This is a genomic window from Nocardia sp. NPDC051787 (assembly GCF_040681325.1).
Classification (GTDB): Bacteria; Actinomycetota; Actinomycetes; order Mycobacteriales; family Mycobacteriaceae; genus Nocardia.
In genome coordinates this window covers 25746-49119 of the sequence record NZ_JBFAYO010000025.1, presented here as the reverse complement: position 1 = coordinate 49119, position 23374 = coordinate 25746, and the positions used below count along the sequence as shown (strand labels likewise).

Genomic DNA, 23374 nt, shown 5'->3' with positions numbered 1-23374 from the left:
GGCGCGGTGTTGCGATGGGCTGCGGGACGCGCCCGTCAGCTCGCCGCACCTTTGTCCCGTCAGCAGGACCGCTCCGGTCGGCCGCCGATTCGCCGAGCTAGGTCACGGTTGCTCGCGCTCGGCGTGAGAGTGCCGGTCGGGCGCGGATGGTGGTCAGCGAGTGGCCGTGAGGAGTTGGAAGCAATCACCGATCCGGGTGACCTTAGATTCGGTGAAACCCGCGGCGTCGAGGAGGGCCACAAGTTCGTCGTCGGGGTACAAACGCATGCGCCGTGCCACTGGCGGCGGCGCCACGGATGCCGGAGGATTCGGCGCGAGAGTGTGGATGACGATCCTCCCGCCCGGCGCCAGCACCCGGCGCAGTTCGGCGAGTGCGCGAGGGGCGTCGAGGAAGAAGAACGCGTTGGTCATCGCGGCGCAGCTGAACTGCTCGTCCGGCAGGGGCAGCGCTTCGGCTTGGGCGTTGATCACCTCGAGCCGACCGGAACGCACCGCGTCGGCGTTGTTCTTCGCGGACAGTTGAACCATATCGGCACTGTGGTCGACCGCGGTCGCGTGGCAGCCGGACTCGAGTGCCCATTGCACGAAGGTGCCGCCGCCGCAGCCGATTTCGAGTAGCCGGTCGGCCGGGTCGAGCTTCAACGCCCCCAGCGTGTCGCGGAACATCTCATGGTGGGCCTTCATATCCCGCCACATCCGCCGGGCGATCCGGCCGCGCGGTCTGCGCAGGAGGTGGTCGGTCAGGAGGTCGGCGAGGTGCGGCATCGGGGTGCACCGGTCCTTTCTGCGTTGGCTGGTCCTCGGCGCGCGGCCGGGTTGCGTCAGTTGTGGCTTCCGGCCTGGATTCGCATGTCGCCGAAGACGGTCCGGCGGGCCAGTGGACGAGCCAGGAAGTCGTGCGGAAAGCCGAGTCGTACCGCGGTGGCACGGTCCAGGCGTTCCCTGTGGTGCTCATCCAGCACCAGGTCCAGCGCGCCGAGATTGTCCTGGAGTTGCCGGACCGTGCGCGCGCCGAGCACGGGCGCGGTCACGGCGGGGTGGTGCATGCTCCACGCCAGCGCGACCTCGGCGGGAGTTCGCCCGAGTTGGCCGGCGATCTCGGTGACGAGGTCGGCGATGGCCAAGCCGCGCTCGGTGAGCGACTCGTTGGCCAGCGCGATGTCCTTGCGCGATCCGCCTGTCGAGCTGGAGGCGCCGCCGAGATCGGTGCGGCGGTACTTGCCGGTCAGCACACCGCCCGCGAGCGGTGACCAGGAAACCACTCCCAGGCCGAGTTCGCCCGCCATCGGGATGAGCTCGCGTTCGACGGTGCGCTCGATGAGGTTGTATTCGATCTGCAACGCGATCAGTGGTGACCAGCCGCGGAGTTCGGCGATGGTCTGCATGCGCGCGACCTGCCAGGCCGGGGTATCGGAGACGCCGACGTAGAGCACCTTGCCCGCACGAACGAGGTCGTCCATGGCGCGCACGATTTCGTCGGCCGGTGTCAGCCCGTCCCACAGGTGCAAATACAGCAGGTCGACGTAGTCGGTCCGGAGCCTGCGCAGGCTGGCCTCGACCGAGGCCACCATGCTCTTGCGGTGGTTGCCGCCGGAGTTCGGATCGGTGAGCCGCCGAACTGCGCTGTACTTCGTTGCCAGCACCAGGCTTTCCCGCTCGGCGCCCGCGAACTCGCCGAGCCACTCCTCGGCGGTGCCGTTGGTGTACTGGCTGGCGGTGTCGATGAAGTTGCCGCCGCGGCCCACGTAGTGGTCGAAGATCCGGCGCGCTTCGTCCTTGTCGGCTCCCCAACCCCAGTCGGTGCCGAACGTCATTGTGCCGAGCGCCAAGGGTGAGACGCGCAGGCCGGACCGCCCCAGCAGCCGGTAGCTGTCCAGCTCGAGCGGTGCCGTCGCCGTTCCGGGCCGGTTCCGAGATGCCTTGTACACCAATGCCTTCCATTCATTCCGTCGTCGACGGCGCCGTGCGATCGCGGGCAGGCCAATCTGTCGCGTCCGCCACAGCAACCGTTCGGCCAATATATTGATAATGACAATCGTTGTTATTAACCTAGCTTCGTTGAGTTCGGCGAGCAAGGGTTGGAGATCGTGACGGCAGCAGACGAGGTTCGACGATGTGTGGGAACAGTGCTCGGAATTCAACCGGCAGAACTGGATTCGACGCGCAGGTTGCAGGAACTGGGCATGGACTCCTTCCTCGCGGTCCGGCTGCACCTGCGGCTGGCCGAGCGGACGGGGGTACGCGTACCGCTGGAGTTGTTCGTCGGCGCGACGCTGGATTCGCTGACCGAGCAGGTGCGGCAGCGCGCCGCGACGGTCCCGCGCGGCCCGCAAGGGGCGGAGGCAGATGAATCCCCGCAGATGGTCGTGGGTGACGAACGAATCGTGCGCGAGGAGGAGCTGACGCCGATCCAGGCGTCGTACTGGGTGGGCCGGGAAGCGGACATGCCGCTGGGTGGCGTGGCCACGTTCTACTACTTCGAGTTCGATCGCAGTCCAACGCGATTCGTCGCATCGGATCCGGTCGCGGAGATCGCCGCGCTGGAGGACGCATGGAATCGCCTGATCGGGCACCATGAGATGCTCCGCGCCACGATCACCGACGACGGCAGGCAGCGGGTCGACCCGCCGGGCAAGCGGTACCGCATCGACCGCACCGACCTGCGTCGTCGACCCGGGGACGTCGACCGGGTACTGGCCGACCTGCGCCAAGAGAAGTCCCATCAGCTCCGCGACACGACGAACTGGCCGTTGTTCGATATCCATGCCGTGCTGCTGCCCGGCGACAGCCTGCGGTTGCTGGTCGGATTCGACATCATCGTCCTGGATATGGCGAGCTGGATCCTGCTGATGCGGCAGTGGGGCGAACTCGTCGCGGATCCCGACGCCCAGCTGCCACCCGCCCCCTCGTTCCTGCGAATCATCAATGAGCGCAAGCTGGCCGATGCGCAACGACGCGACCGCGATCGCGAGTATTGGGCCGCGCGTGCGGCGGCACTTCCGCCTGGGCCGCGACTGCCCTACACGGTGGCGCCGGAGCGACTGCACTCCCCCCGGTTCCAGCGGCACGGCGCCGAACTGGACGCGGCGCGCTGGTCGGCCCTGACCGCCCGGGCGGCGGCACGCGGGCTGAGTCCGACCGCCGTCCTTCTGGCGGCATTCGGCCTGACGCTGTGGCGTTGGGGTGCCACCGACACCTTCTGTCTCAACACGACCCTGTTCGACCGTCCCGACGTGGTGTCGGCCGATGTGGTCGGTGACTTCACCACCACCGCGCTGGTCGAGATGCCCGCCGTAGAGCCGCGGACATGGCGCGGATTCGCCGAGTTCGCCGAGCGGGTGAACACCCGGTTCTGGGCCGATCTGGAGCATCGCTCCTACAGCGGCATCGAGGTCCAGCGCGACCAGGCGGGCGAACTCACACCGCGGTATCCGGTGGTGTTCACCAGTGGCGTCGGCCTCGACCAGGGAGGCAGCCCGCCCGCGGCATGGCTGGGCGCCGAAGTCTTCGGCGTCTCGCAGACCCCACAGGTGGTGCTCGACCACATCGTGTGGGACGAGGCCGGACGGTTGCGCATCGCGTGGGACGCCGTGGAGGAGGTATTCCCCGCCGAGTTCATCGCACGAATGCAAGCGGCATACCTGCGGCTGCTGCGCAGCCTGGCCGACGACGACAGCGCATGGGAGACAGTCGATCTCGGCTGGAATCCCACCTTCGAAACGACCGCGACCCTACCGGAAACCGTGCGACCGGACTCGGGCCCGTTGCTGCTGGATCCGGCGCGGAGTATCGCGCTCACGACGCCTGACGCACCCGCGATCCTGGGGCCCACCGGCTCGGCGACCTACGCCCAACTCGCGGCGCGGTCGCAGACCGTCGCCGCCCGGCTGACCGAAGCCGGAATCCAGGCGGGCGATCGGGTTGCCGTCGTTCTTCCGAAATCAGCCGAGCAGATCGTCGCGGTCTGCGCGACACAGTGGGCAGGCGCGACTTTCGTGCCGATCGAGCCGGAATGGCCCGAGGCACGCATCGCCTCCGTGTGCGCGCGTGCGGAGATCACGCACGCCTTGGTGACACCGGAGACGAAAGATCGGCTGCCCCATCATGTCACCGGACACGTTGTCGACGACGCGCCCGGCCCCGCGACCGCTGAGGCGGCCCACGTCGCGGCGGACGATCTGTCGTACATCATCTTCACGTCGGGTTCCACCGGCGAACCGAAGGGCGTGGCCATCGAGCACCGGGCCGCGCGCACGACGATCGACGACATCAACGACCGGTTCGGCGTCGGTCCCGCGGACCGGGTCCTGGCCTTGTCGGCGTTGAGTTTCGACCTCTCGATCTACGACATCTTCGGCGTGCTCGGCGTGGGTGGAGCCCTCGTCGTGCCCGACTCGAGCAGGCAGCGTGACCCCGGCCATTGGTGCGACCTGATCGCCGAACACCGCGTCACGGTATGGAATACCGCGCCCGCGGTGGCCGAGATGCTGGTGGAATACGCCGAGGCGGACCCGGCCGCGGCCGCCCGGCTCCGCTCCCTGCGGCTGATGCTGCTGTCCGGCGACTGGATCCCGATCTCGCTGCCGGACCGGCTGCGGGCGCTGGTCGGCGACCTACGGGTGGTCAGCCTGGGCGGTGCGACCGAAGCGGCGATCTGGTCGATTTGCTATCCGATCGATCGCGTGGCCACCGACTGGACGAGTATTCCGTACGGGCGTGCGTTGCGTGATCAGTTCTTCCTGGTCCTCGACGAGGACGGTCGTCCCTGCCCGGTCGGCGCGCCCGGCGAACTGCACATCGGCGGCGCGGGGCTGGCCCGCGGCTATGTCGGCGACGAAGAACAGACCGCGCGCCGGTTCGTCTGGAATCCGCACCTGAGCCAACGTCTTTACCGCACCGGCGATCTGGGCCGGTGGCGGCCCGATGGCACGATCGAATTCCTCGGCCGCGCCGACCGCCAGGTCAAGATCCGCGGTCACCGGATCGAGCTGGGCGAGATCGAAGCGGTACTGACCCGGCACCCGGCGGTGCGCCGCTGCGTCGCCGGGGTGGTGCCCGCCGCCGACGATCGCCCGAGACTGGTCGCGTATCTCGTTGCCGCGAAAGTGCTTCCGCACGCGGACAAACTCACCGCCTACGCCGCCGAGCATCTGCCGCAGTACATGGTGCCGTCTCGCTGGGTGCCGATCGATGCGATCCCCCTGACGCCGAACGGCAAAGTGGATTCGGCTCGATTGCCGAACCCGTTCCGCTACAGCACCGCTCACCCGCCGGAGCCGCAGGACCCGGTGGACAATGGCACAGCCCGGGCAGACGACGGGGACACCGGCTGGCTGATCCATGCCGCCCGCCAGGCACACCGGCACGGACTGGTGCTCACGATCCGGTTGGATGCGGGTGCTCTCGACGGGCCCGATGCCCGCGCAGCGGCGGGCAAGTGGACCCGCGCGTTGCGTGACGAGGCCGCGGCACAAGGTGTCACGGTCGCGGAAGCGCCCGGCGGAAACGGCCTAGCCGAGCTGAGCATCGAACTGGATGATCCGCCACAGGCGGTAGCGCCCGCCGAGATCGAACAGGCGGTCACCGCGGTGTTCACCGAACTCCTCGGCGCGCAGATCTCGGCGACCACGCCGTTCTACGACGCGGGCGCGACCTCGTTGACGCTGGTCCGCGCCCATCGCAGGCTGCGACGGCTCGCTCCGGCGCTCACCGTGCCGGACCTTTTCCGGCTCGGTTCGATCCGTCGGCTCGCGGTCTGGATCGCCCAGCAGGGCCAGGACGCCGATCCGAGCCGCCCGGACGAGTCCGGCAGGGCCGCGGCGGCCCTCGCCGACGCCGCCGAGCGCGGCAGGCTGCGGCGCACCCACCGATCGAAAGCGAGGCAGACGTCGCATGTCGCTCACTGACACCGTGCAACGGATTCACGCCGGCCTGCGCAACCGCGCGGACCGCAGACAACTGTTCACCGTGCACACCGGGCATCGGACCGGCACGGCAACCGAAGTCGACGTCCGGATCAACGGACACACCCTGCTGGTCGACGAGCCGGTCGCGGCGGGCGGCGGCGACGCGGGCCCGGACCCGATCGGGCTGGCTCTCGCCGCACTCGGCACCTGCCAGATCGCCACCTACCGATTCCACGCGGCCCGGCTCGGCGTGGAAATCACCTCGCTCACCGTGGACGTCAGCGCCCGGCTGGACATGGGCCCGGTATTCGGCCTCGGCGCAACGCCGCAACCGAGTGAGATCCGGATGCGGGCTCGGGTGAGCGGCCCGGACGATCCGTCGCGTTACCGGGAATTGCAGCAACTCGTCGATCAATCGTGCCCGGTCCTCGCGATCGCCAGCGGAAAGACCTCGGTGCATTCGGAATTGGAGATCTCCTCATGACCGACAACGACGGGATCGCGATCATCGGTATGGCCTGCCGGTTCCCCGGCGCCCCCGACCTCGCGTCCTTCTGGGATCTGCTCGCCTCGGGCCGGGAAGGACTGACCCGGTTCGACGACGCGGAGCTTGCCGCTCGCGGCGTGCCGGACACGCTGCGAGCACACCGCCACTATGTGCCGGTCGGCGGCCTCGTCGACGGACAAGATCGCTTCGACGCCGACCATTTCGGCTATACCGCCCACGAAGCCGCTCTGCTCGACCCGCAGCTGCGCCTGCTGCTGGAATGCGCGTGGCACGCCATGGACGACGCCGGTCACGCCGGTGGGGCAGGACTCGGCGCGGTCGGTGTATTCACCGGCGCGGCGCACAGTGACTATCTCGCGGACAACCTGGCCGGTTTCCGGCGGGACGCCGACCGCGACCCGATGGGCCACCTGCAAGTCACGATGGGCGCGATCACCGACTATTTCCCCCAGCAGCTCGCCTACCGCCTCGACTTGACCGGACCCGCCGTTGCCGTCCAGGCCACGTGCGCCACCTCGCTGGTGGCCGTGCACATGGCGGCGCAGTCGCTGTCGAATGGTGAATGCGACACCGCGCTCGCGGGCGGTGTTTCGCTGATCGTGCCGCAGGGCCGGGGCTACCTGCACGTGCCGGACGCTATTTTCTCGGCGGACGGGCACACCCGCGCCTTCGGCGCCGAAGCTTCGGGCATGGTGCACAGCCAGGGCGCCGGCCTGGTGTTGCTGCGGCGGCTGGAAGACGCCCTCGCGGACGGCGATCCGATCTATGCGGTGCTACGCGGCAGCGCGGTGAACCACGATGGCGCGGGCAAGGCCGGTTTCACCGCGCCGTCGGCGACCGGACAGGCACGCGTCGTCGCGGAGGCGCTGGCGGTCGCGGGAGTGGAACCGGACGCCGTGGACCTCATCGAAGCGCATGGCACGGCCACGGTACTGGGCGATCAAATCGAATTATCCGCGCTCGCAGCGGTATTCGGTGGCCGCACGGTCACCGAACCGATCGCGATCGGCTCGGTGAAGAGCAATATCGGGCACACCAATGCCGCCGCGGGCATCGCCGCATTGATCAAGACGACGCTGGCGCTGCGCCATCAGCGTATTCCGGCCACCCTGCACGCGGATCCGGTCCACCCGGACATGGCGCGGCACCACGGGCTCTTCGAGGTGGTGCACCGGGGCCGCGCCTGGCCGGAGCGCGAGGGAACCCGGATCGCGGGTGTCAGCTCATTCGGGATCGGCGGGACGAACTGCCATGTCGTGCTGGAACAGGCACCGGTCCGCGCGGCGCACAGCGACCCGGACGACCGCGCCCAGCTACTCGTCGTCTCCGGAACGACGCAGCAGGGCTGCCGAGCCCAGCTCGACCGCGCCACTGCGGGCATCGAGGCGGGCTCGCGGGTCGATTACGCCTACACCCTGCTGCACGGCAAGCACGCGGAGTCCGGTTGGCGGGCCGCGGCAATCCTGCCGGAAGGTGCGAGCGCACCGCGGCACGTCGCCGTCCGTCAGGTACCCCCGCGACGGCCGAGCATCGTTTTCGCGTTTCCGGGTGCGGGTGCGCAGTTCTCCGGCATGGGTGCGGGGCTGTACCGCGACGAACCGGTGTTCACCGCCACCGTCGACGAATGCGCGAGCCTGCTGGAACCACTGCTGGACTACGACATCCGCGACATCGTCACGGGGCAGGCTCCTGCCGGCGCGGCCGACGACGTGCGCTACGGCCAGCCCGCGCTCTTCACGGTCTCGCTGGCGACCGCGATGACGTTACGTGATTTCGGAATCGAGCCGGACGGTGTGCTCGGGCACAGCCTCGGTGAATACGCCGCCGCGGTCGTCGCGGGAATGCTGAGCGTGGCCGACGCGGCACGATTGGTCGCGATCCGCTCTTGCGCCCTTGCCGCCGCGGCGCCTGGAGCGATGCTCGCTGTCGCACTGGGGGAAGCCGGGATCGCGGATCTGCTGGCCGACCATCCAGAGGTCGGGCTCGCCGCGGTCAACGCACCGGAAGCGTGTGTGGTCTCCGGTCCGGCAGCTGCCATCGCCGAACTCGCACGCACAATGACCCGCGGTGGTATTCAGCACACGAAACTCCGCGTCGATGCCGCCCTGCACTCCCCCGCCGTATCGGGCGCCGCCGCGGCGCTGCGTGCGGAGGCGGCGAGCGTGACGACCGCCGCGGCGGCCATCCCGCTCTACAGCACGCTCACCGGGCAGGCGACACGGTTTGTCGACGGCGAACACTGGGTGCGGCACATGCGCGAACCGGTGCGCTTCGCCGCCGCCGTACATGCCGCGGCCGGGCACCGGTCCACCGCGATCGTCGAGGTCGGCCCGGGCGGAGCGCTCGCGGCGCTGGCCCGCCGCAACGCACCCGAGGGGCTCGTGACCGCGCTGAGCACCCTCCCGGACGCCGACGAGAACGCGACGCTCCCGGCCGGAGCGCCCGCGCCCGACCGCGCTGCGCTCCTGGCCGCGGTCGGTCAATTGTGGTGCGCTGGAGCGGATGTAGACCCACAATCGCTGCATCGACGTCGGCGGCGGGTCCGATTGCCCGGATATCCGTTCCAGCGCAGCCGGTTCTGGATCGACCCGCCCGATATGCCGGAACATGTTGTCGAGGCGACCGTCCCGGCGCACAACGGTGGAGCGAACGCCTCTGTCCCGAGCACGCCGGAGCTGTTCGCCGAGGGTGACAACGCGGCGCTGTCCGAGGCCACCTCCCTGGATTCCGAATCCGGCACCTTGCGCGACAACCCAGCCGCTCTGGACGTCGTAGCGGCGTTCTCGACGCGGGACGAGCAGTTGGTCGCCACGTTGTGGGGCGAGTTGTTCGGTAGGCCGGTCCCCGACGCGGACGCCGACTTCTTCGCGCTCGGCGGCACTTCCATGCTGGCCGCCCGGATGCTCGATCTGCTGAACGAGCGGGAGCACACCGATATCCGTCTGCGCGAGCTGCTGGCCCACCCCACTGTGCAGGCCTTCGCGCAGCTGCTCGGGCGGCGGCGAGCTCCTTCGGCGGACAGGTCGGAGACCGCCGCGCCTGCGACACGGTCGGCTGCGGTGATCCGGTCCGAGCCGACCTCCGAAGCGGACGAGCCGTTTCCGCTCACCCGCGTGCAGCACGCCTATTGGGTCGGCCGCTCCGGCGCGTTCGGCCTCAGCGACGTGTCCTGTCACATATATCTCGAATACGACTGCGCCGACCTGGATCTCGACCGCTACGAGCGGGCCTGGAACCAGGTCATCGCACGCCACGACATGCTGCGGGCGGTGATCACCGACGACGGCCGCAACCGGGTGCTGACCACGGTGCCCGGCTACCGGATCCGCCGCCACGACCTCACCGGCCGTTCTGCCGCCGAACGCGAGGACACCCTCGCCGACCTGCGCAGGCAACTGTCCCACCGGGTGCACCGCCCGGACCGCTGGCCACTGTTCGACGTACGCGCTGCGGTGATCGATGGCAGCACGACCCGGATCTTCTTCGGCATCGACGCGCTGATCTGCGACGCGGGCAGCTTCCTCGTCCTCGACCGCGACCTACGGCGCTACTACACCGAACCCACGGCGTCCCTGCCAGTCGTACCAACCCGGTTCGCCGAGTATGTCGCGCACACCGCCACCCGCTCGGGCACCGACGCGCGCCGCCGGGCGGTGGACTACTGGCAGCAGCGCATGGACCACCTTCCCGGCCCGCCCGCGCTGCCCACTCGCACGCGCACCCAGACACGGCCGTGGTTCGCCCGCCGGGCCGGGGAACTCGCGGCCGCCGAGTGGGCGACGTTACGCCGGATGTCCGCCGACCACGGCGTGACTCCGTCGGCGGTCCTGCTCACCGCCTATGCCGACGTGCTGGCCGCTTGGTCGGGCGACGAGCGCTTCGCGGTCATGCTGACCCTGGTGGACCGGCCGGTGGCGCTGCCAGGAATCGAGGATGTGGTCGGCGATTTCACCACCCTGCTGGCACACGAGGTCGAGCGGACGGGCATCTATTCGTTCGCGGATCGGGTCAAGCGCACCCAGCAGCGACTGTTCGACGACATCGACCACCGCGACTACTCGGCGCTGGAACTGCTCGGCGAGCTGTCCACGAGATCCGGTCGGCGACACCTGCTTCCGGTGGTCTTCACCAGCGCGTTGGACGTGGCCGATCTCGTCGGCGGCGATCCGGATCTGGAGTGGGCGGGGCGCATGGTGCACGGCGTCAGCCAGACCCCGCAGGTCTGGCTGGATCACCAGGCGTTCGTGCATGCGGGCTCGCTGCGGCTGCAGTGGGACGTCCTGGAAACCGTCCTCGACCCGGATGCCGCCGACACCGCCTTCGCCGCCTACCTGTCCTGGCTGCGCAGGCTGGTCGAGGATCCGAGTGTGTGGACCGCGACCGACACGGGTCCACGGCTGGCCGGTCCCGGCGCGGATGTCGCGGCCACCGTCGCCGCGATCTGGGCGCAGGTCCTCGGGCTCGAGCAAGACGCGGTCGGGGCGGATTCCACCTTCGTCGGGCTCGGTGGCGACTCGGTGCTCGCGGTGCGGATGGCCACCATGGTCCGCGGGCGCCTCGGCGTCGCGGTCCCGGTGGTGGACCTGGTCGGCGACCAGACGCTCGGCCAGCTGGTGGGCTACATCGCCGAGCGTCGCTCGGACACGGTGACCGCGGCGGGCGCGGAGCTGGTCCGGCAGACCGATCCGTCCGCGCCGTTCCCGCTCACGCCGTTGCAGCAGGCCTATTGGGTCGGCCAGCAGCACGGGTGGGCGTTGAGCTACGACTCCGCGCACAACTACGTCGACTTCCGTCTGTCGGGCATCGACCCGACCGCGGTCGAATCCGCGGTCCGCAGCCAGGTACGCAGGCAGCCGATGCTGCGCGCGGTGTTCCTCGCCGACGGCGTGCAACAGGTGCTCGACGCCGACGACCCGCGCCTGGCCGTGCTGCCGATCACCCCGGTCGACCTGCGTTCCGCCGACGCCGAGGAGATCGACGCCATGCTGGCCCGGACCCGTGCCGAGATGCAGCGCCGCGGACCCGACATGGATCCGTGGCCGTTCCGGATCACCGCCGTCCGGCTGCCCGGCGACGAGCTGAGCCTGCACATCGTGTGCAGCCTGCTGGTTGCCGACGGCTGGTCGGTGCAATTGATGTTCACCGAGCTGTTCACCTACCTCGACGAACCGAACACGGTGCTGCCGCCGCTCACCGCGCACTTCGGCGACTACGTCGAGACCGTGAACCAGCAGCGCCGCGAAGCGGAATGGCAGGCGCAGCGCGACTGGTGGTGGGATCGGCTCGACACCATGCCCACGGCCCCCGCGTTACCGCTCGCCATGCCGTTCGACCAGGCACGCCCCGACACCCTCGTACGGCGGGAATTGCGGGTGACCGGCGAGCAGATGGCCATTCTGCGCGAACGCTGCACGGCCTACGGCATCACCCCGACCACCGCCTTCGCCACCTGCTACGCGATCGGGCTCGCACGGCTGGCCGGGCACCGCCGGTTCCTGCTCAACGTGCTCTACCTCAACCGGCTACACCTGCCCGCGGATCTCGACCACGCGATCGGCCCGTACGCGGGCACGGTGCTGCTCGATGTCGACCTGCCCGCACCCGCGACCTTCGTCGAGGCGGCGCGGCACGTCCAAGAGGCCACCGCGCGCATGCTCGACCACGGACAGGTCACCGGCGTGGAGGTCGTCCGCGAGCTGGGCCGCCGCCGCCGCGACACCGCGCCGCAGGCACCGGTCGTGTTCCACAGCACCCTCGGACTGCATCCGCCGGGCGGGACACCGGACACCGTGCGGGTGCGCGAGTTCTATCAGCGCGTGCGCACGCCCCAGGTGGCGCTCGATCTGCAAGTGTTCCAATGGGATTGGGACGACTCGGTGGTCGTCAACCTCGATGCGGTCGCCGAACTGTTCGAGCCGGGCGTGCTCGACGCGCTGTTCGCCGACATCGGCGCCGAGATCGCGGCTCTGGTCGAGCGGCCCGAGACATGGACCAACCTCGTCGGGCTGCCCGCGTCCGAACGTCCCGCGTCCGCCACCGCGACGGCCGAGCGTGCCGCCATCGCGGGCGGTCCGCCGCGCACCGACACCGAGCGGGCGATCGCCGCGTTGTGGGCACGGATGCTCGAGCTCGATTCGAGCGAATTCGACCGCGCCACGGATTTCTTCGCCGTCGGTGGCGATTCGGTCATGGCGATTCGCATGCTCAACCGGTTGCGCGGTGAGCTCGGCCTGCTCGTCACACCTCGGGCGTTCCGGGCCGATCCCGGTCTCGCTGCCGTGGCCGCGGTGGCCGACCAGGCCGGTGCCGCTTCGGAGCCGGGCGACTGCGCGGTGACCTTGCGCGATGGCACCGGAACTCCGCTGTTCCTGCTGCATCCCACCGGTGGGGACGTGCTCTGCTACGTCGACTTGGCGCGCAAGCTGGACACCGACCGGCCGGTGATCGGCATCCAGGACCCGGCCCTGGCCGGTGAAACGGGCCCGGAGAGTGTTGCCGAACTCGCGGGACGTTACGAACGGGTGCTGCGCGCCCACCAGCCGACTGGCCCTTATCTGCTCGGCGGATGGTCGATGGGCGGTATCGTCGCGCACGAACTCGCCAGGCGACTCCAGGAATCCGGCGACACGGTCGCCCTGCTGACGCTCGTCGATTCGAATATCGCCGACCGCATTCAGCACACCCCTGAGGGCGAATTCTGGTCGCGCTATCTCGGCTCGCTGGAAGCATTCCTGGACATCGACCTCGAATCGGGCGCACTGGACGGGAAATTCGCCCGGCTGCCCGAGGCGCAGCAGCGCGACGAGATCTGGCGGCGGCTGGCCGCGACCGGTGTCGTGGGACGCGATCCGGCGACTCAGCGACTGCGCGAAGAGACGTTCGCGCGGCATCTGCGAGCGCTGGGTGACCACCGCACGGGTTTCCTCGCACCCGACGAAAACCGCGAAACCCTGCTCGTGTGCGCGCAGTCGCCGTCACCGCGCAACTCGGGCGTCGGGATGGGCGTCGACGACTGCGCGGACCTGCCGGACCTGGGATGGCGCGACCACACGCCGGGCCGAATCGACACCCACGTCATCGCGGCGCACCATTACGCGCTGCTCGGCGAGCCCGCCGTCGACACGGTGGCCCGGCTGATCTCCGACGCGCTCGCCCGCGCAGCGGCTGTGGACGGAGTACGTCATGACTGACGCGCGCCGACCGGAGCCCGATTCGTATGCGGCGGCGGCGGAGTTCTACGACCTGATGGCGATACCGTATGTGGCGCAAGCGGAACCGGTGCTCGCAGAACTGCTCGCCGAGGTGGACACCGTCTCGGGCCCGATCGTCGACATCGGCGCGGGCACCGGTCTCTCGACCGTCATGATCGCGGACACGCTGCCCGACGCAGAGCTCGTCGCGGTGGAACCGGCGCCCACCATGCGGGCGGTGCTGATGTCGCGGCTGGCCGCACGCAAGGATTTGCGTGAGCGGATCACGGTGCTGCCGAGCGGATTCCTCGACTGCGTCCTTCCCGATCGATGCGCCGCGGTGGTCGCCCTCGGAGTGATCGGTCATTTCGATGCCACGGCGCGGCCGAAGGTCTGGTCCACGATCGCCACCGCCCTGGCCCCCGGCGGGAGCGCGGTGGTCGAGGTGCAGCGCCCCGGCCGCGTCAGCGAAGTAGCCGAGCGCCGATACACCCAGGCCAGGGCGGGCGCCTTGCGGTACGAGGGCTGGAGCGCGGCCGATCCGGTCGACGCCGAGGCGCTGATCTGGCGGATGACCTACCGCGCGTATCGCGACCAGCTGCTGGTCCAGGAAACCGTCGCCGAGCATCTGGTCTGGCCCGTGGGCGCCGAACGGCTCGCGGAGGAAGCGGTCGGCGCGGGCCTGCGCCTGGCCGCCGAGGACACCGACACCGGATTGCTGCGATTCGTCAAGGAAAGGCATCAATGATGACCGTGCACGAAGTACTCGCCGCCATCGAGGACTTGCTGCCCGTGCTGCGTGAGCGAGCGCAGGACACTGAGGACGCCCGCCGCGTACCGGCGGAATCGATCAAGGCGTTGCAGGAGATCGGCTTCTTCAAACTGCTGCAACCGGCGCGTTACGGCGGCCTCGAGACGGACCCGGCGACCTTCTACTCCGCGGTCGCGCTCATCGCGAGCGCTTGCGGTTCGACCGGCTGGGTGGCATCCGTGCTGGGCGTTCCGCCGTGGAACGTCGCGCTGTTCGACGTCCGTGCCCAAGACGACGTGTGGGGTGGCGACACTGATACCCGCATCTGCTCGTCCTACGCCCTGACCGGCACTGCGACCGCGGTCGACGGCGGCTACCGGCTCAGCGGCCGTTGGGGTTTCGCCTCGGGCTGCGACCATGCGACGTGGGCACTGGTGGGTGCCCGGGTCGTCGAAAACGGCGCGGCCGTCGATTCCGGCACCTTCCTGGTGCCGCTCGGCGACTACACGATCGAGGACGTCTGGGACTCCGTGGGCCTGCGCGGCACCGGCAGCAACGACCTGCTCGCCGACAACGTGTTCGTGCCCGCCCACCGGGTGCTCGGTTCCGCGGCGGTAGCGGCGTGCGTGACGCCGGGGCAGGCGGTCAACGACGGACCGCTGTATCGGATTCCGTTCGGATCGATCCACACCAGTGCGATAACCGCGCCGATCATCGGCATGGCACGCGGCGCCTATGCTGCGCATCTCGAGCACCAGCGCGACCGGGTTCGCGTGGCGTTGCCCGGTGACGCGACCAAGGAGACCGGTTTCACCGGAACGCCCTTCAAGGACGACCTGGCCGCACTCGTGCGCATCGCCGAAGCCGCAAGCGAGATCGATGCCGCTTGGTTGCAGCTGACACACAACATCGGCGCACTTTACGCCCGCGCCGAAGCAGGACAGCCGATATCCCCGATCGACCGGCTCCGCGTCCGCCGCGACCAGGTGCGCGGTACCGAGCGGGCGATCTTCGCGGTGGACCGGCTGTTCGAGAACTCCGGCGGACGCGCACTGCGGGCGGGCACGGCGATTCAGCGGTTCTGGCGCGACGCCCACGCCGGACGGGCGCACGCCGCCAACGACCCGGAACGGGCGTACCGGATGTTCGGCGCCGCCGCGTTGACGCAGTCGTCTCCGACGCCGCCCGGCTCGGCGCGGCCCGAACCGACGGATGAGGAGCAGCGACGGTGACCGAACAGGCGGTATCGCTCCTCGACAGGCATCCATGGGTCGACAAGGCGTGGTGGGACCCGGATCGCACAGCGATCATGGTGCGTCCCACGGTCGAAGCGGTGGCCGTGCGGCCCCGTCCGGGACCGCTGCTGCTCGAGCAACTCGATCACTGGCGGCATGTGTACGAATACGTCTATTCGGTCGCCGCCGACCGCCACGGTGACGATCTCGACCTGTCCGGCTGGCGTGCGTCGGACACCGGCCGGTCGTTTCCTCGTGCGCACATGATCGAATGGATCGACCACGCCGTCGGGCTGGTGCTTCGCGGCAATCCGGACGTGGTGCTCGAATTGGGCTGCGGCAGTGGCCTCATCGCCCATCGCGTGCATCGGAAGGTGCGAGCGTACATCGGTCTCGATGTCGCGGAACCGGCCGTCGCCCGATTGCGCGACCAAGCGCTGCCGGGCGTGCGGGTACTGCACGGAGCCGCCCACGATGTGGCATCGAAGGAAGTCGCGCGGGCGCTACGCGCGGCGACCGGATCGCCTTCGCCCGCCCCGGACTGCATCGTGCTGAACAGTGTCACGCCGTGCTTCCCGAACGAGCGCTACCTGACCGCCGTCCTCGACGACGCACTGGATCTCGTCGCCCCCGGCGGCACGGTGATCGTCGGCGACGTCCGCAACCTCGCCTCCGCACCGAGCTTCGCCCGCTGGCTCGAGTCGGCGCGGAATCCGGGGGTACCCGAGCCGGAGCTGACCCGGCGAGCGGCCGACCGGATCGCGGCGGAGGAAGAACTGCTCTGCGACCCAAGGCTTTTCACCAAGATCGCACGACGTCATCCGCGAGACGTGCAGGTCACCTGCTACGCGAAGCCGTTACGGGCGGACACCGAACTAACCCGGTACCGCTACGACGTGGTGTATACCGTCGACGGCCCCGTGCCGCCGCCAGTCCACACCATCGCGTGGGCCGACCTTTCCGGCACGTTCGCCGAGCGGCTCGCCACCGTCACCGGCGACGGGAAGTTCATGCTGATCACCGGCATCCCGAACGCACTGCTCGACGGCGGCATCCCCGGCGCCGTCACTCCCGCCGAGCTTGCCGCTGCCATCCCGGCGTCCTGGGCAGTGCTGCTCGACTCCCCCGACGGCCGGCTACTGGCCGTCGGTCCACCCGGGCATCAGGCCGAGCGAGACGCCATCTCCGATCCGCAACCGCACCCCGGCTGCAACGACCCGTTCGCCCGGTTCGTGCGACGGCGGCTGCCGGAAATGCTGACCGACCACTTGGAACGACATGCCCCCGCGACAGCGCTACCGGACATCGTGGTAGCAGAGGAGCCGATCACCCCGTGACGACCACACCATCCCTCGATCACCTGGACGACCTGCGTGCCGCATGCCGAGGCGACGTGCTGCTGCCCACCGACCCCGGATACGACCGAGCCCGCCACACCTGGAACACCGCCGTCGACCATAGGCCTGCGGTAATCGTGCGGTGCGCCGATGACGCGGATATCCGTGCGGCCGTGGATTTCGCGCGCCGCCGCGGGCTGGCGGTGTCGGCGCGCGCCGGCGGGCACGACGTCGCCAACCACGACGAGATGAGCGGCTCGCTGCTGCTCGACCTGTCGCTGCTGAAGACCATCACCGTCGATCCCGAACGTCGTAGCGCCACCGTCGCTCCCGGCGTGCTGTGGTCGGAGTTCGACCGCGCCTGCCAAGCGCACGGGCTCGCGGTCACCGGCGCCGACGTGTCGACTGTCGGCGTCATCGGCACCGCGCTGTCGGGCGGAAGCGGATGGCTGCAGCGGGCGGTGGGCTTCACCTGCGACAACGTGCAGGCCGCTCGCGTCGTGCTGGCCAACGGGCGCCAGGTGGACGTCGATGCCGACCACCATCCGGAGTTGCTGTGGGCGTTGCGGGGCGGCGGCGGCAACTTCGGCATCGTCACCACCCTGGACCTGCGCCTGCACCCGATCGGCACGGTGTATGCGGGCACTCTCCTGTACCGCTACGAGCGAGCACAGGCGGTGCTCAGCGGATTTCGCGAGCTCTGCGAGACCGCTCCCCCCGAGTTGTCGCTGCGTGCGACGCTGATCCACTGGCCGCCGGGCGCACCGGAGGGGCCGCCCATGGCCGCCATCACCGCGTCCTATCTCGGTGCGGCCGAGGAGGCCCGCGACGTGCTGCGCAGGTTGCGCCGGATCGGCGAACCCGAGCTCGACCTGGTGCGGCCGCTGACCTACCCGGAGCTGCAACGCAATACCGAGCAAGCGTTCACGGAAGGGCACGGCACCGCGACCGGGACCGAATGGCTTCGCGCGCTCGACGACGACACGATCGACGCGGTGATCGAACTCGGTGCGCGGATGCCCACGCCGCATTCGCTGATCTCCATTCACCAACTCGGCGGCGCGATCCGCCGGACCACCAGCGAGACAACGGCATTCAGTTTCCACGAGGCCGCCTACCATCTCGTCGTGTTCTCCGGCGGACCCGCCGGACAGCGCCTCGAGCCCGCACAGGCGTGGATCGCCGAGATCATCGACGCGGTACGTGGCTGTTCCGCCGGTGGCCCTTACATCGGCATCTTGGACGGCGCCAGTTCACCGTCCCGTGTGCGCAGCGCCTATCACCCCGAAGCATACGAGCGGCTGCGGCGAATCAAGGCAGAGTACGACCCGGACAATCTCTTCCGGTGCAATCACAACATTCCGCCCGCGACCGATGCACCCGAGGCGGTGTCGCGATGACGGCCGAGCTCACCGATCTCGCGCGGCACGCGGCCGATGCCGCCGTTCTGAACGGCGACTCCCGAACCGCGTTCGGTGCACCGCGCATCGAGTCTGCTCGCGACGATCTGGACCGGCACGGGCTGCACGCGATGGTGCGCGTGCTTCGAAAGGCTCTGCCGGACGGCGAATTCCATGCCGAGCCCGAGATCGCCGAACGGCTCGGGGTCGCACCGCGACACCGCTGGCTGCTGCGCAGGTGGTTGGCCGAGCTGACCGCCCGGGGGTGGGTTTCGGGGGACGAGCAAACCGGCTATGGCGCGCCGCGTGAAGTCGCCGCCCCGGTGCGTCCCGATCTGCGCGCGGTCTGCGCCGACCTCGGTTTCGCGCCAGAACTCGCGCGGTTCTTCGAACGAGCCAACGAACGCCTGCCCGAGCTGCTGCGCGATCGCGTGCTGGCGCAGGAATTGCTCTTCCCCGGCGGGGATTTCCGCACCGCCGAGGCGGCGTACCGGAACAATCCGATCAACCGTTATCTGAATGCCGCCACCAAAGAGATCGTCACCTGGGCGGTCGGCGAACTCACGACATCCCCGGTCCGCATCCTGGAACTGGGCGCCGGGGTCGGCGGCACCACGGCCGATATCGTCCCGGGACTGAATGATCTGGCGGTCGACTACCACTTCACCGACCTGTCGAGCTTCTTCCTCGATACCGCACGTGCGCAGTTCTCCGCCTACCCCTGGATGCGCTATGGCATCGTCGATCTCAACGCCGACCTGCCGAACCAGCAGGCGTGCGACATCGTCCTGGCCGCAAACGTCCTGCACAATGCACACCACTGCGGCCAGATCCTGCGCGAGGTGCACAACCTGCTGCGGCCCGGAGGGTTGCTGATCTTCGTCGAATCGTGCCGCGAGCACTGCCAGCTGCTGACGTCGATGCATTTCCTGATGTCCCCGAAGCCGGGCGTGGCCCAGCCCGGCCGTACCGACGTTCGCGCCGGAACGGATCGCATCTTCCTCAGCGAACGCGAATGGCTCGACGAACTCGCCGCCGCGGGACTGCAGACGCAGGTCGTGCTGCCCGAAACCGATCACCCGCTGGCCGCGCTCGGACAGCGCGTGTTCGCCGCGCAGAAACCTCTGTGAGCCCAAAGGACATCGTGGACAGCCACTATCACAGCGACGACTACTACGAGGTGGGGCGGGAGAAGATCCGGGAGTTCGCCCGCGCCGTGCAGAACTTCCACCCGGCGCACTGGGACGACGCGGCCGCGCACGCGCTGGGGTATCGAGGTCTGATCGCGCCGCCCACCTTCGCGTCGTCGGTCGCGAGTCTCGCGCAACGCGCCATGTTCCGCGAAGCCATCGCGGGCTACGACCCCAGCCAGCTGCTGCACCTCGAGCAGGAACTACACCTGCACCGGCCGGTGGTCGCCGGAGACCGGCTCACCGCCGATCTCGCCGTAGAGTCCCTGCGCCGCGCCGAGACCGGCGACATCATCGTGGTCACCACCGTCTTCAGCGATCACCGTGGCGCTCCCGTGCAAACAGCGCACACGACATTGGTCGCCCGTCGAGGCCCCGCCGCCGACAACGCGGTACGCGCCGCCGAGGCGCTGGCAATGCAAAATCTCGCCGCGCCGGTCCCCGAGCCGAGGAAGATCACTCGGCCGCTGTCGTCGCCGCAACCGAAACCCGCCGCACCGGACCCGGCAACGCGTACGCCACTGGAACTCGCTGCCGGACAACGTCTTCCAGCACGGTCATACCGACTTACCCGTGGGGAAGTCGTCAACTACGCCGGAGTCTCCGGAGACAACAACCCGATCCACTGGAGCGACGACGTATCCCGCCGTGCGGGGCTGGACAGTGTCGTGGCACACGGCATGTTGACGATGGGCCTGGCCGCCGGATATCTGACCGAGTGGCTCGATGATCCCAGCCGCGTCCTCGAGTACACCGTGCGGTTCACGAACCTGACCTATGTCGATCCGGATGGTCCGACGGAGCTGGAACTGACCGGCCGCGTGCGATCTGTCGATTCCGCTGCGGGAACCGCTGTAGTCGCGCTCACGGCCGAGTCGAATGGTGCAGACGTCTTCGGTCATGCCACCGCCAGAATCAGGCTATGAACTCGAAGCTCAGCCGGTCGAGCGGCGACCCATCGTGGCCAGGCGTTGCCGCCGCTCCGCGCGCAGCACCCGATACAGGTCGGCTCCACGCATCCCCTACCCTGTTGCGAGGCCTATAATCGTGTGGTATGGATGGCCCGCGCCAGAAAGGTGTAGGCGGCCTACCCGTCCTTACCCACAGCTTTGTCGGTCGAGACCGCGAGCTGGAGAAGATCAGCACCCTACTGCTGGGTCCAGCCCGATTGATCACCCTCATCGGCCCGGGCGGGATCGGTAAGACTCGTCTGGCCTCCGAAGCCTTGCACCGTTGCGGTAGAACCGAAGCCAGGAAGACACGAGCGTACTGGGTGCGACTGGCTCGACTGTCACCGGATTCGGATACGACCGCGGTCGCGGAAGAAGTTGCCCATGCGGTGATCGAGGCGGATTTCTCCGGGCGATCGGCGTGGGACGCCTTGGTCGACACCCTCACGCGAACCGACACCACCGGACGGGCCCCGCACACCGTGCTGGTGCTCGACAACTGCGAGCACGTACTCTCCGGTGTCGGGCCCCTGATCGCCGACCTCATCGACGCGGTACCGGGGCTGAGCATCGTGGCCACCAGCCGCGAACCCATCGGCTGGATCGACGAACACCTGATCACCGTTCCGCCGCTATCGCACCGCGACGCACTGGCCCTGTTTCGGCAACGCGCCGAACTCACCGAACATCCCGTCACCAGCAAAGACCAGACCACCACGGCCGCCGAGATCTGCCGCCATATCAACAATCATCCCCTCTACATCCAGTTGGCGGCCGCACGACTGCTGCGCCAACCCCTGTCCGCCATCCTGCGCGGGCTCACCGGCCACGTTGATGACACTCGACTGCGCTGGTCGTACGGCCCCCGCGTGGGGACCGACCCCCGTCATCGAGCAGTCGTCGACGTCATCTCCTGGTCCTATGAGCTGTGCAGCGACGAGGAACGTCTGCTGTTCGACCGCCTGTCGGTGTTCGCCGCCGGCTACGTCACCAATCCCGACGACACCACAGGCGCCGCTCTGGATGTGGGCGCCGAACTGGAAGCCATCGAGACCGTCTGCTGCGACGACGAAACCAGCGACACGCAAGCGACCCTGACCCGGCAGGAGATCGAGGGCCTGCTCGAGCGCCTTGTCGATCAGTCGCTGGTCACGGCGCACAGGACGACTACCTCAGTGCGGTATTCCCTGGTGGAGAGCCTGCGGGTATTCGCCCAGCAGCGACTGCTCCAGCGCTCCACGGCCGCGGTGGACGAACCCACCCGCTTGGCCCTGCGGCATTGCCGCTACTACCACGACAGGATCGGCTACGCCGCAGCCAACTGGTTCAGTCCCGAAGGGCAAGACCTGCTGGACTGGGCCCGGACGGTCTGGGCCGACACCCTCACCGCGATCGAAACCAGCATTACCACCCCGGGCCGAGCCGGAGACGGTTTGGAGATCTGTCTCGGGCTGATCACCTTGCAGGTGTGCTTCACCAGCGGCTCGGTACGAGAAATACGTCAATGGACCCTGCGCTGCCTAGATGCCACCCGGGCGGTGACCCCGCAACCCACCGAACTCCAGATCGGGGCCATGGCCACCATCGCATGGCTCGCCACGCTCCAAGGCACTCTCGAAGATGCCGAACAGATGCTCGAGGACTGCGTCACCGCCTGCATCCCCGACCCGGACGCCAGACGGAACTGGCGAGACACCGCCGAGACCGACATCGGGCTGCCCGCGCCAGTCGAATTCGCATGGGGGGCGGAGCTGATATTCGCGCGCCGTGACGCCCGCGCCATCACCGTCCTGAGCCGAGCCCGGGATAAATTCGAGGCCTACGGCGACCACGGCGCTGCCTCAATGAACGAGCTGTTCACTGCCTTGGCCGCGGGCATGCTGGGAACCGCGCAGCAAGCCCACGAGATCACGCAGCGTTACCTCGATCGCGCGACCCTCTCCGGAATTCCATGGGAAAAGGCTTGCGCCGAACTCACCAGGTCGACCGCCTTGACCCGACACGGCAACCCCACCGAAGCACTGGCGCTCGAACGATCCTCACTGGCATATCACCTCGCTACCAACGAGCAATGGGCCGCGGTGTGGTTGGTGCAGTACCGGACCTGGTCATTGGCGCACATCATCACCGACTCGATCGTCGCCGGAAAACCCGACCGCAAGAAACTGATTGCCCTCGCCACCGAAATCGCTCACTTGGCCGGCGGCACCACAATCCTGCGAGCCAAGCTCGGCATCGACATCAAGGCGTCGGGGCCCCTGCTCGACGAATCCGAAAAAGCTATCGCTGTCGCCCGCCGAGTGCTCGGGCCGGACGCCTTCGCCGCGGCAGAAGCCCGAGGCATGCGTCTGCGTCCGGAGCAAGACGAAGTGCAACGGCTGGCACTGGGCACACTGACGATCGATACTGCAGCGGACGCGGACGCCACATCGCACTGGCACGAACTGACCCCGACCGAACAGCAGGTCGCGATCCTGGCCGCGGCCGGGTGGACCAACATCGACATTGCCTTCCGCCGTGGAAAGTCGCCCCGAACTGTCGACGCCCAGATCGCGGCGATTTTCAATAAACTGACCATCACTTCACGTGCGGACATATCCGCGCACATCCCCAGTAGATTCGCCGATCAGGTCCGAGACGAAACCGCCCGACGACCGCGCTGATAGTAGGGCTATCCGAAAGACCGGCGGATCCGACCTTGGCCTGCCGATCCACTTCCATAGGTATATCCCACATCCATTACCGATGCGGAGGTCGATACCTACCGCCCACGCTTGTTGTCGTGCAGTGGACGAAGGTCCCGGGACGACGGCGTCACCAGGCCTTCAACCACACAATTTTGCGACGGCCGAGCTCGACTTCATGCCGAGCCGACAGCGAACAGGTGGGTATATGCCGCCCTGCGAT

12 protein-coding genes are annotated in these 23374 nt (G+C 68.7%); 10 read left to right on the top strand and 2 right to left on the bottom strand.

Features of this window, described 5'->3' with window-relative positions:
- Nucleotides 1-153: 153 nt before the first annotated feature.
- Together AB0M45_RS24290 and AB0M45_RS24285 are read right to left on the bottom strand one after the other, a co-directional pair.
- Nucleotides 154-765 (bottom strand): class I SAM-dependent methyltransferase, encoded by a 612-nt coding sequence (locus tag AB0M45_RS24290; RefSeq protein WP_364333397.1) that lies wholly within the window; start codon nt 763-765, stop codon nt 154-156.
- A gap of 56 nt (nt 766-821) precedes the next feature.
- Nucleotides 822-2075, bottom strand: a complete 1254-nt coding sequence (locus AB0M45_RS24285) for an aldo/keto reductase (protein WP_364333394.1) — start codon at nt 2073-2075, stop codon at nt 822-824.
- 12 nt (nt 2076-2087) lie between these two features.
- Here AB0M45_RS24285 and AB0M45_RS24280 point away from each other — a divergent pair, with 12 nt between their 5' ends.
- The 10 genes from AB0M45_RS24280 to AB0M45_RS24235 all read left to right on the top strand — a co-directional run bounded on the left by AB0M45_RS24280 (nt 2088) and on the right by AB0M45_RS24235 (nt 23130).
- Entirely contained in the window at nt 2088-5906 is a 3819-nt protein-coding gene (locus AB0M45_RS24280; RefSeq protein WP_364333391.1) for an amino acid adenylation domain-containing protein, read from the top strand.
- The gene (locus tag AB0M45_RS24275) at nt 5893-6390 is read left to right on the top strand and encodes an OsmC family protein (RefSeq protein WP_364333388.1); all 498 of its coding nucleotides are present in this window, start codon (nt 5893-5895) and stop codon (nt 6388-6390) included. Before AB0M45_RS24280 ends, AB0M45_RS24275 begins: the two co-directional genes overlap by 14 nt.
- Nucleotides 6387-13604, top strand: a complete 7218-nt coding sequence (locus tag AB0M45_RS24270) for a condensation domain-containing protein (protein ID WP_364333385.1) — start codon at nt 6387-6389, stop codon at nt 13602-13604. Before AB0M45_RS24275 ends, AB0M45_RS24270 begins: the two co-directional genes overlap by 4 nt.
- Nucleotides 13597-14352, top strand: a complete 756-nt coding sequence (locus AB0M45_RS24265; RefSeq protein ID WP_364333382.1) for a class I SAM-dependent methyltransferase — start codon at nt 13597-13599, stop codon at nt 14350-14352. Before AB0M45_RS24270 ends, AB0M45_RS24265 begins: the two co-directional genes overlap by 8 nt.
- Nucleotides 14349-15587 (top strand): 3-hydroxy-9,10-secoandrosta-1,3,5(10)-triene-9,17-dione monooxygenase oxygenase subunit, encoded by a 1239-nt coding sequence (hsaA, locus tag AB0M45_RS24260; protein WP_364333379.1) that lies wholly within the window; start codon nt 14349-14351, stop codon nt 15585-15587. The genes AB0M45_RS24265 and hsaA overlap by 4 nt, the downstream gene beginning before the upstream one ends.
- Entirely contained in the window at nt 15584-16927 is a 1344-nt protein-coding gene (locus AB0M45_RS24255) for a class I SAM-dependent methyltransferase (protein ID WP_364333376.1), read from the top strand. Before hsaA ends, AB0M45_RS24255 begins: the two co-directional genes overlap by 4 nt.
- Complete coding sequence (locus tag AB0M45_RS24250) at nt 16924-18327, top strand: FAD-binding oxidoreductase (protein ID WP_364333373.1); 1404 nt, start codon at nt 16924-16926, stop codon at nt 18325-18327. Before AB0M45_RS24255 ends, AB0M45_RS24250 begins: the two co-directional genes overlap by 4 nt.
- Nucleotides 18324-19457, top strand: a complete 1134-nt coding sequence (locus AB0M45_RS24245; protein WP_364333370.1) for a class I SAM-dependent methyltransferase — start codon at nt 18324-18326, stop codon at nt 19455-19457. The genes AB0M45_RS24250 and AB0M45_RS24245 overlap by 4 nt, the downstream gene beginning before the upstream one ends.
- The gene (locus tag AB0M45_RS24240) at nt 19454-20443 is read left to right on the top strand and encodes a fused (3R)-hydroxyacyl-ACP dehydratase subunits HadA/HadB (protein WP_364333367.1); all 990 of its coding nucleotides are present in this window, start codon (nt 19454-19456) and stop codon (nt 20441-20443) included. Before AB0M45_RS24245 ends, AB0M45_RS24240 begins: the two co-directional genes overlap by 4 nt.
- A gap of 128 nt (nt 20444-20571) precedes the next feature.
- Entirely contained in the window at nt 20572-23130 is a 2559-nt protein-coding gene (locus tag AB0M45_RS24235) for an AAA family ATPase (RefSeq protein ID WP_364333364.1), read from the top strand.
- The last annotated feature ends 244 nt before the right edge of the window (nt 23131-23374 follow it).

Coding starts and splice junctions, on each gene's coding strand:
- AB0M45_RS24290 (WP_364333397.1), bottom strand. CDS start 765: ATGCCGCACCTCGCCGACCTCCTGACCGACCACCTCCTGCGCAGACCG.
- AB0M45_RS24245 (WP_364333370.1), top strand. CDS start 18,324: ATGACGGCCGAGCTCACCGATCTCGCGCGGCACGCGGCCGATGCCGCC.
- AB0M45_RS24235 (WP_364333364.1), top strand. CDS start 20,572: ATGGATGGCCCGCGCCAGAAAGGTGTAGGCGGCCTACCCGTCCTTACC.
- AB0M45_RS24275 (WP_364333388.1), top strand. CDS start 5,893: ATGTCGCTCACTGACACCGTGCAACGGATTCACGCCGGCCTGCGCAAC.
- AB0M45_RS24265 (WP_364333382.1), top strand. CDS start 13,597: ATGACTGACGCGCGCCGACCGGAGCCCGATTCGTATGCGGCGGCGGCG.
- hsaA (WP_364333379.1), top strand. CDS start 14,349: ATGATGACCGTGCACGAAGTACTCGCCGCCATCGAGGACTTGCTGCCC.
- AB0M45_RS24270 (WP_364333385.1), top strand. CDS start 6,387: ATGACCGACAACGACGGGATCGCGATCATCGGTATGGCCTGCCGGTTC.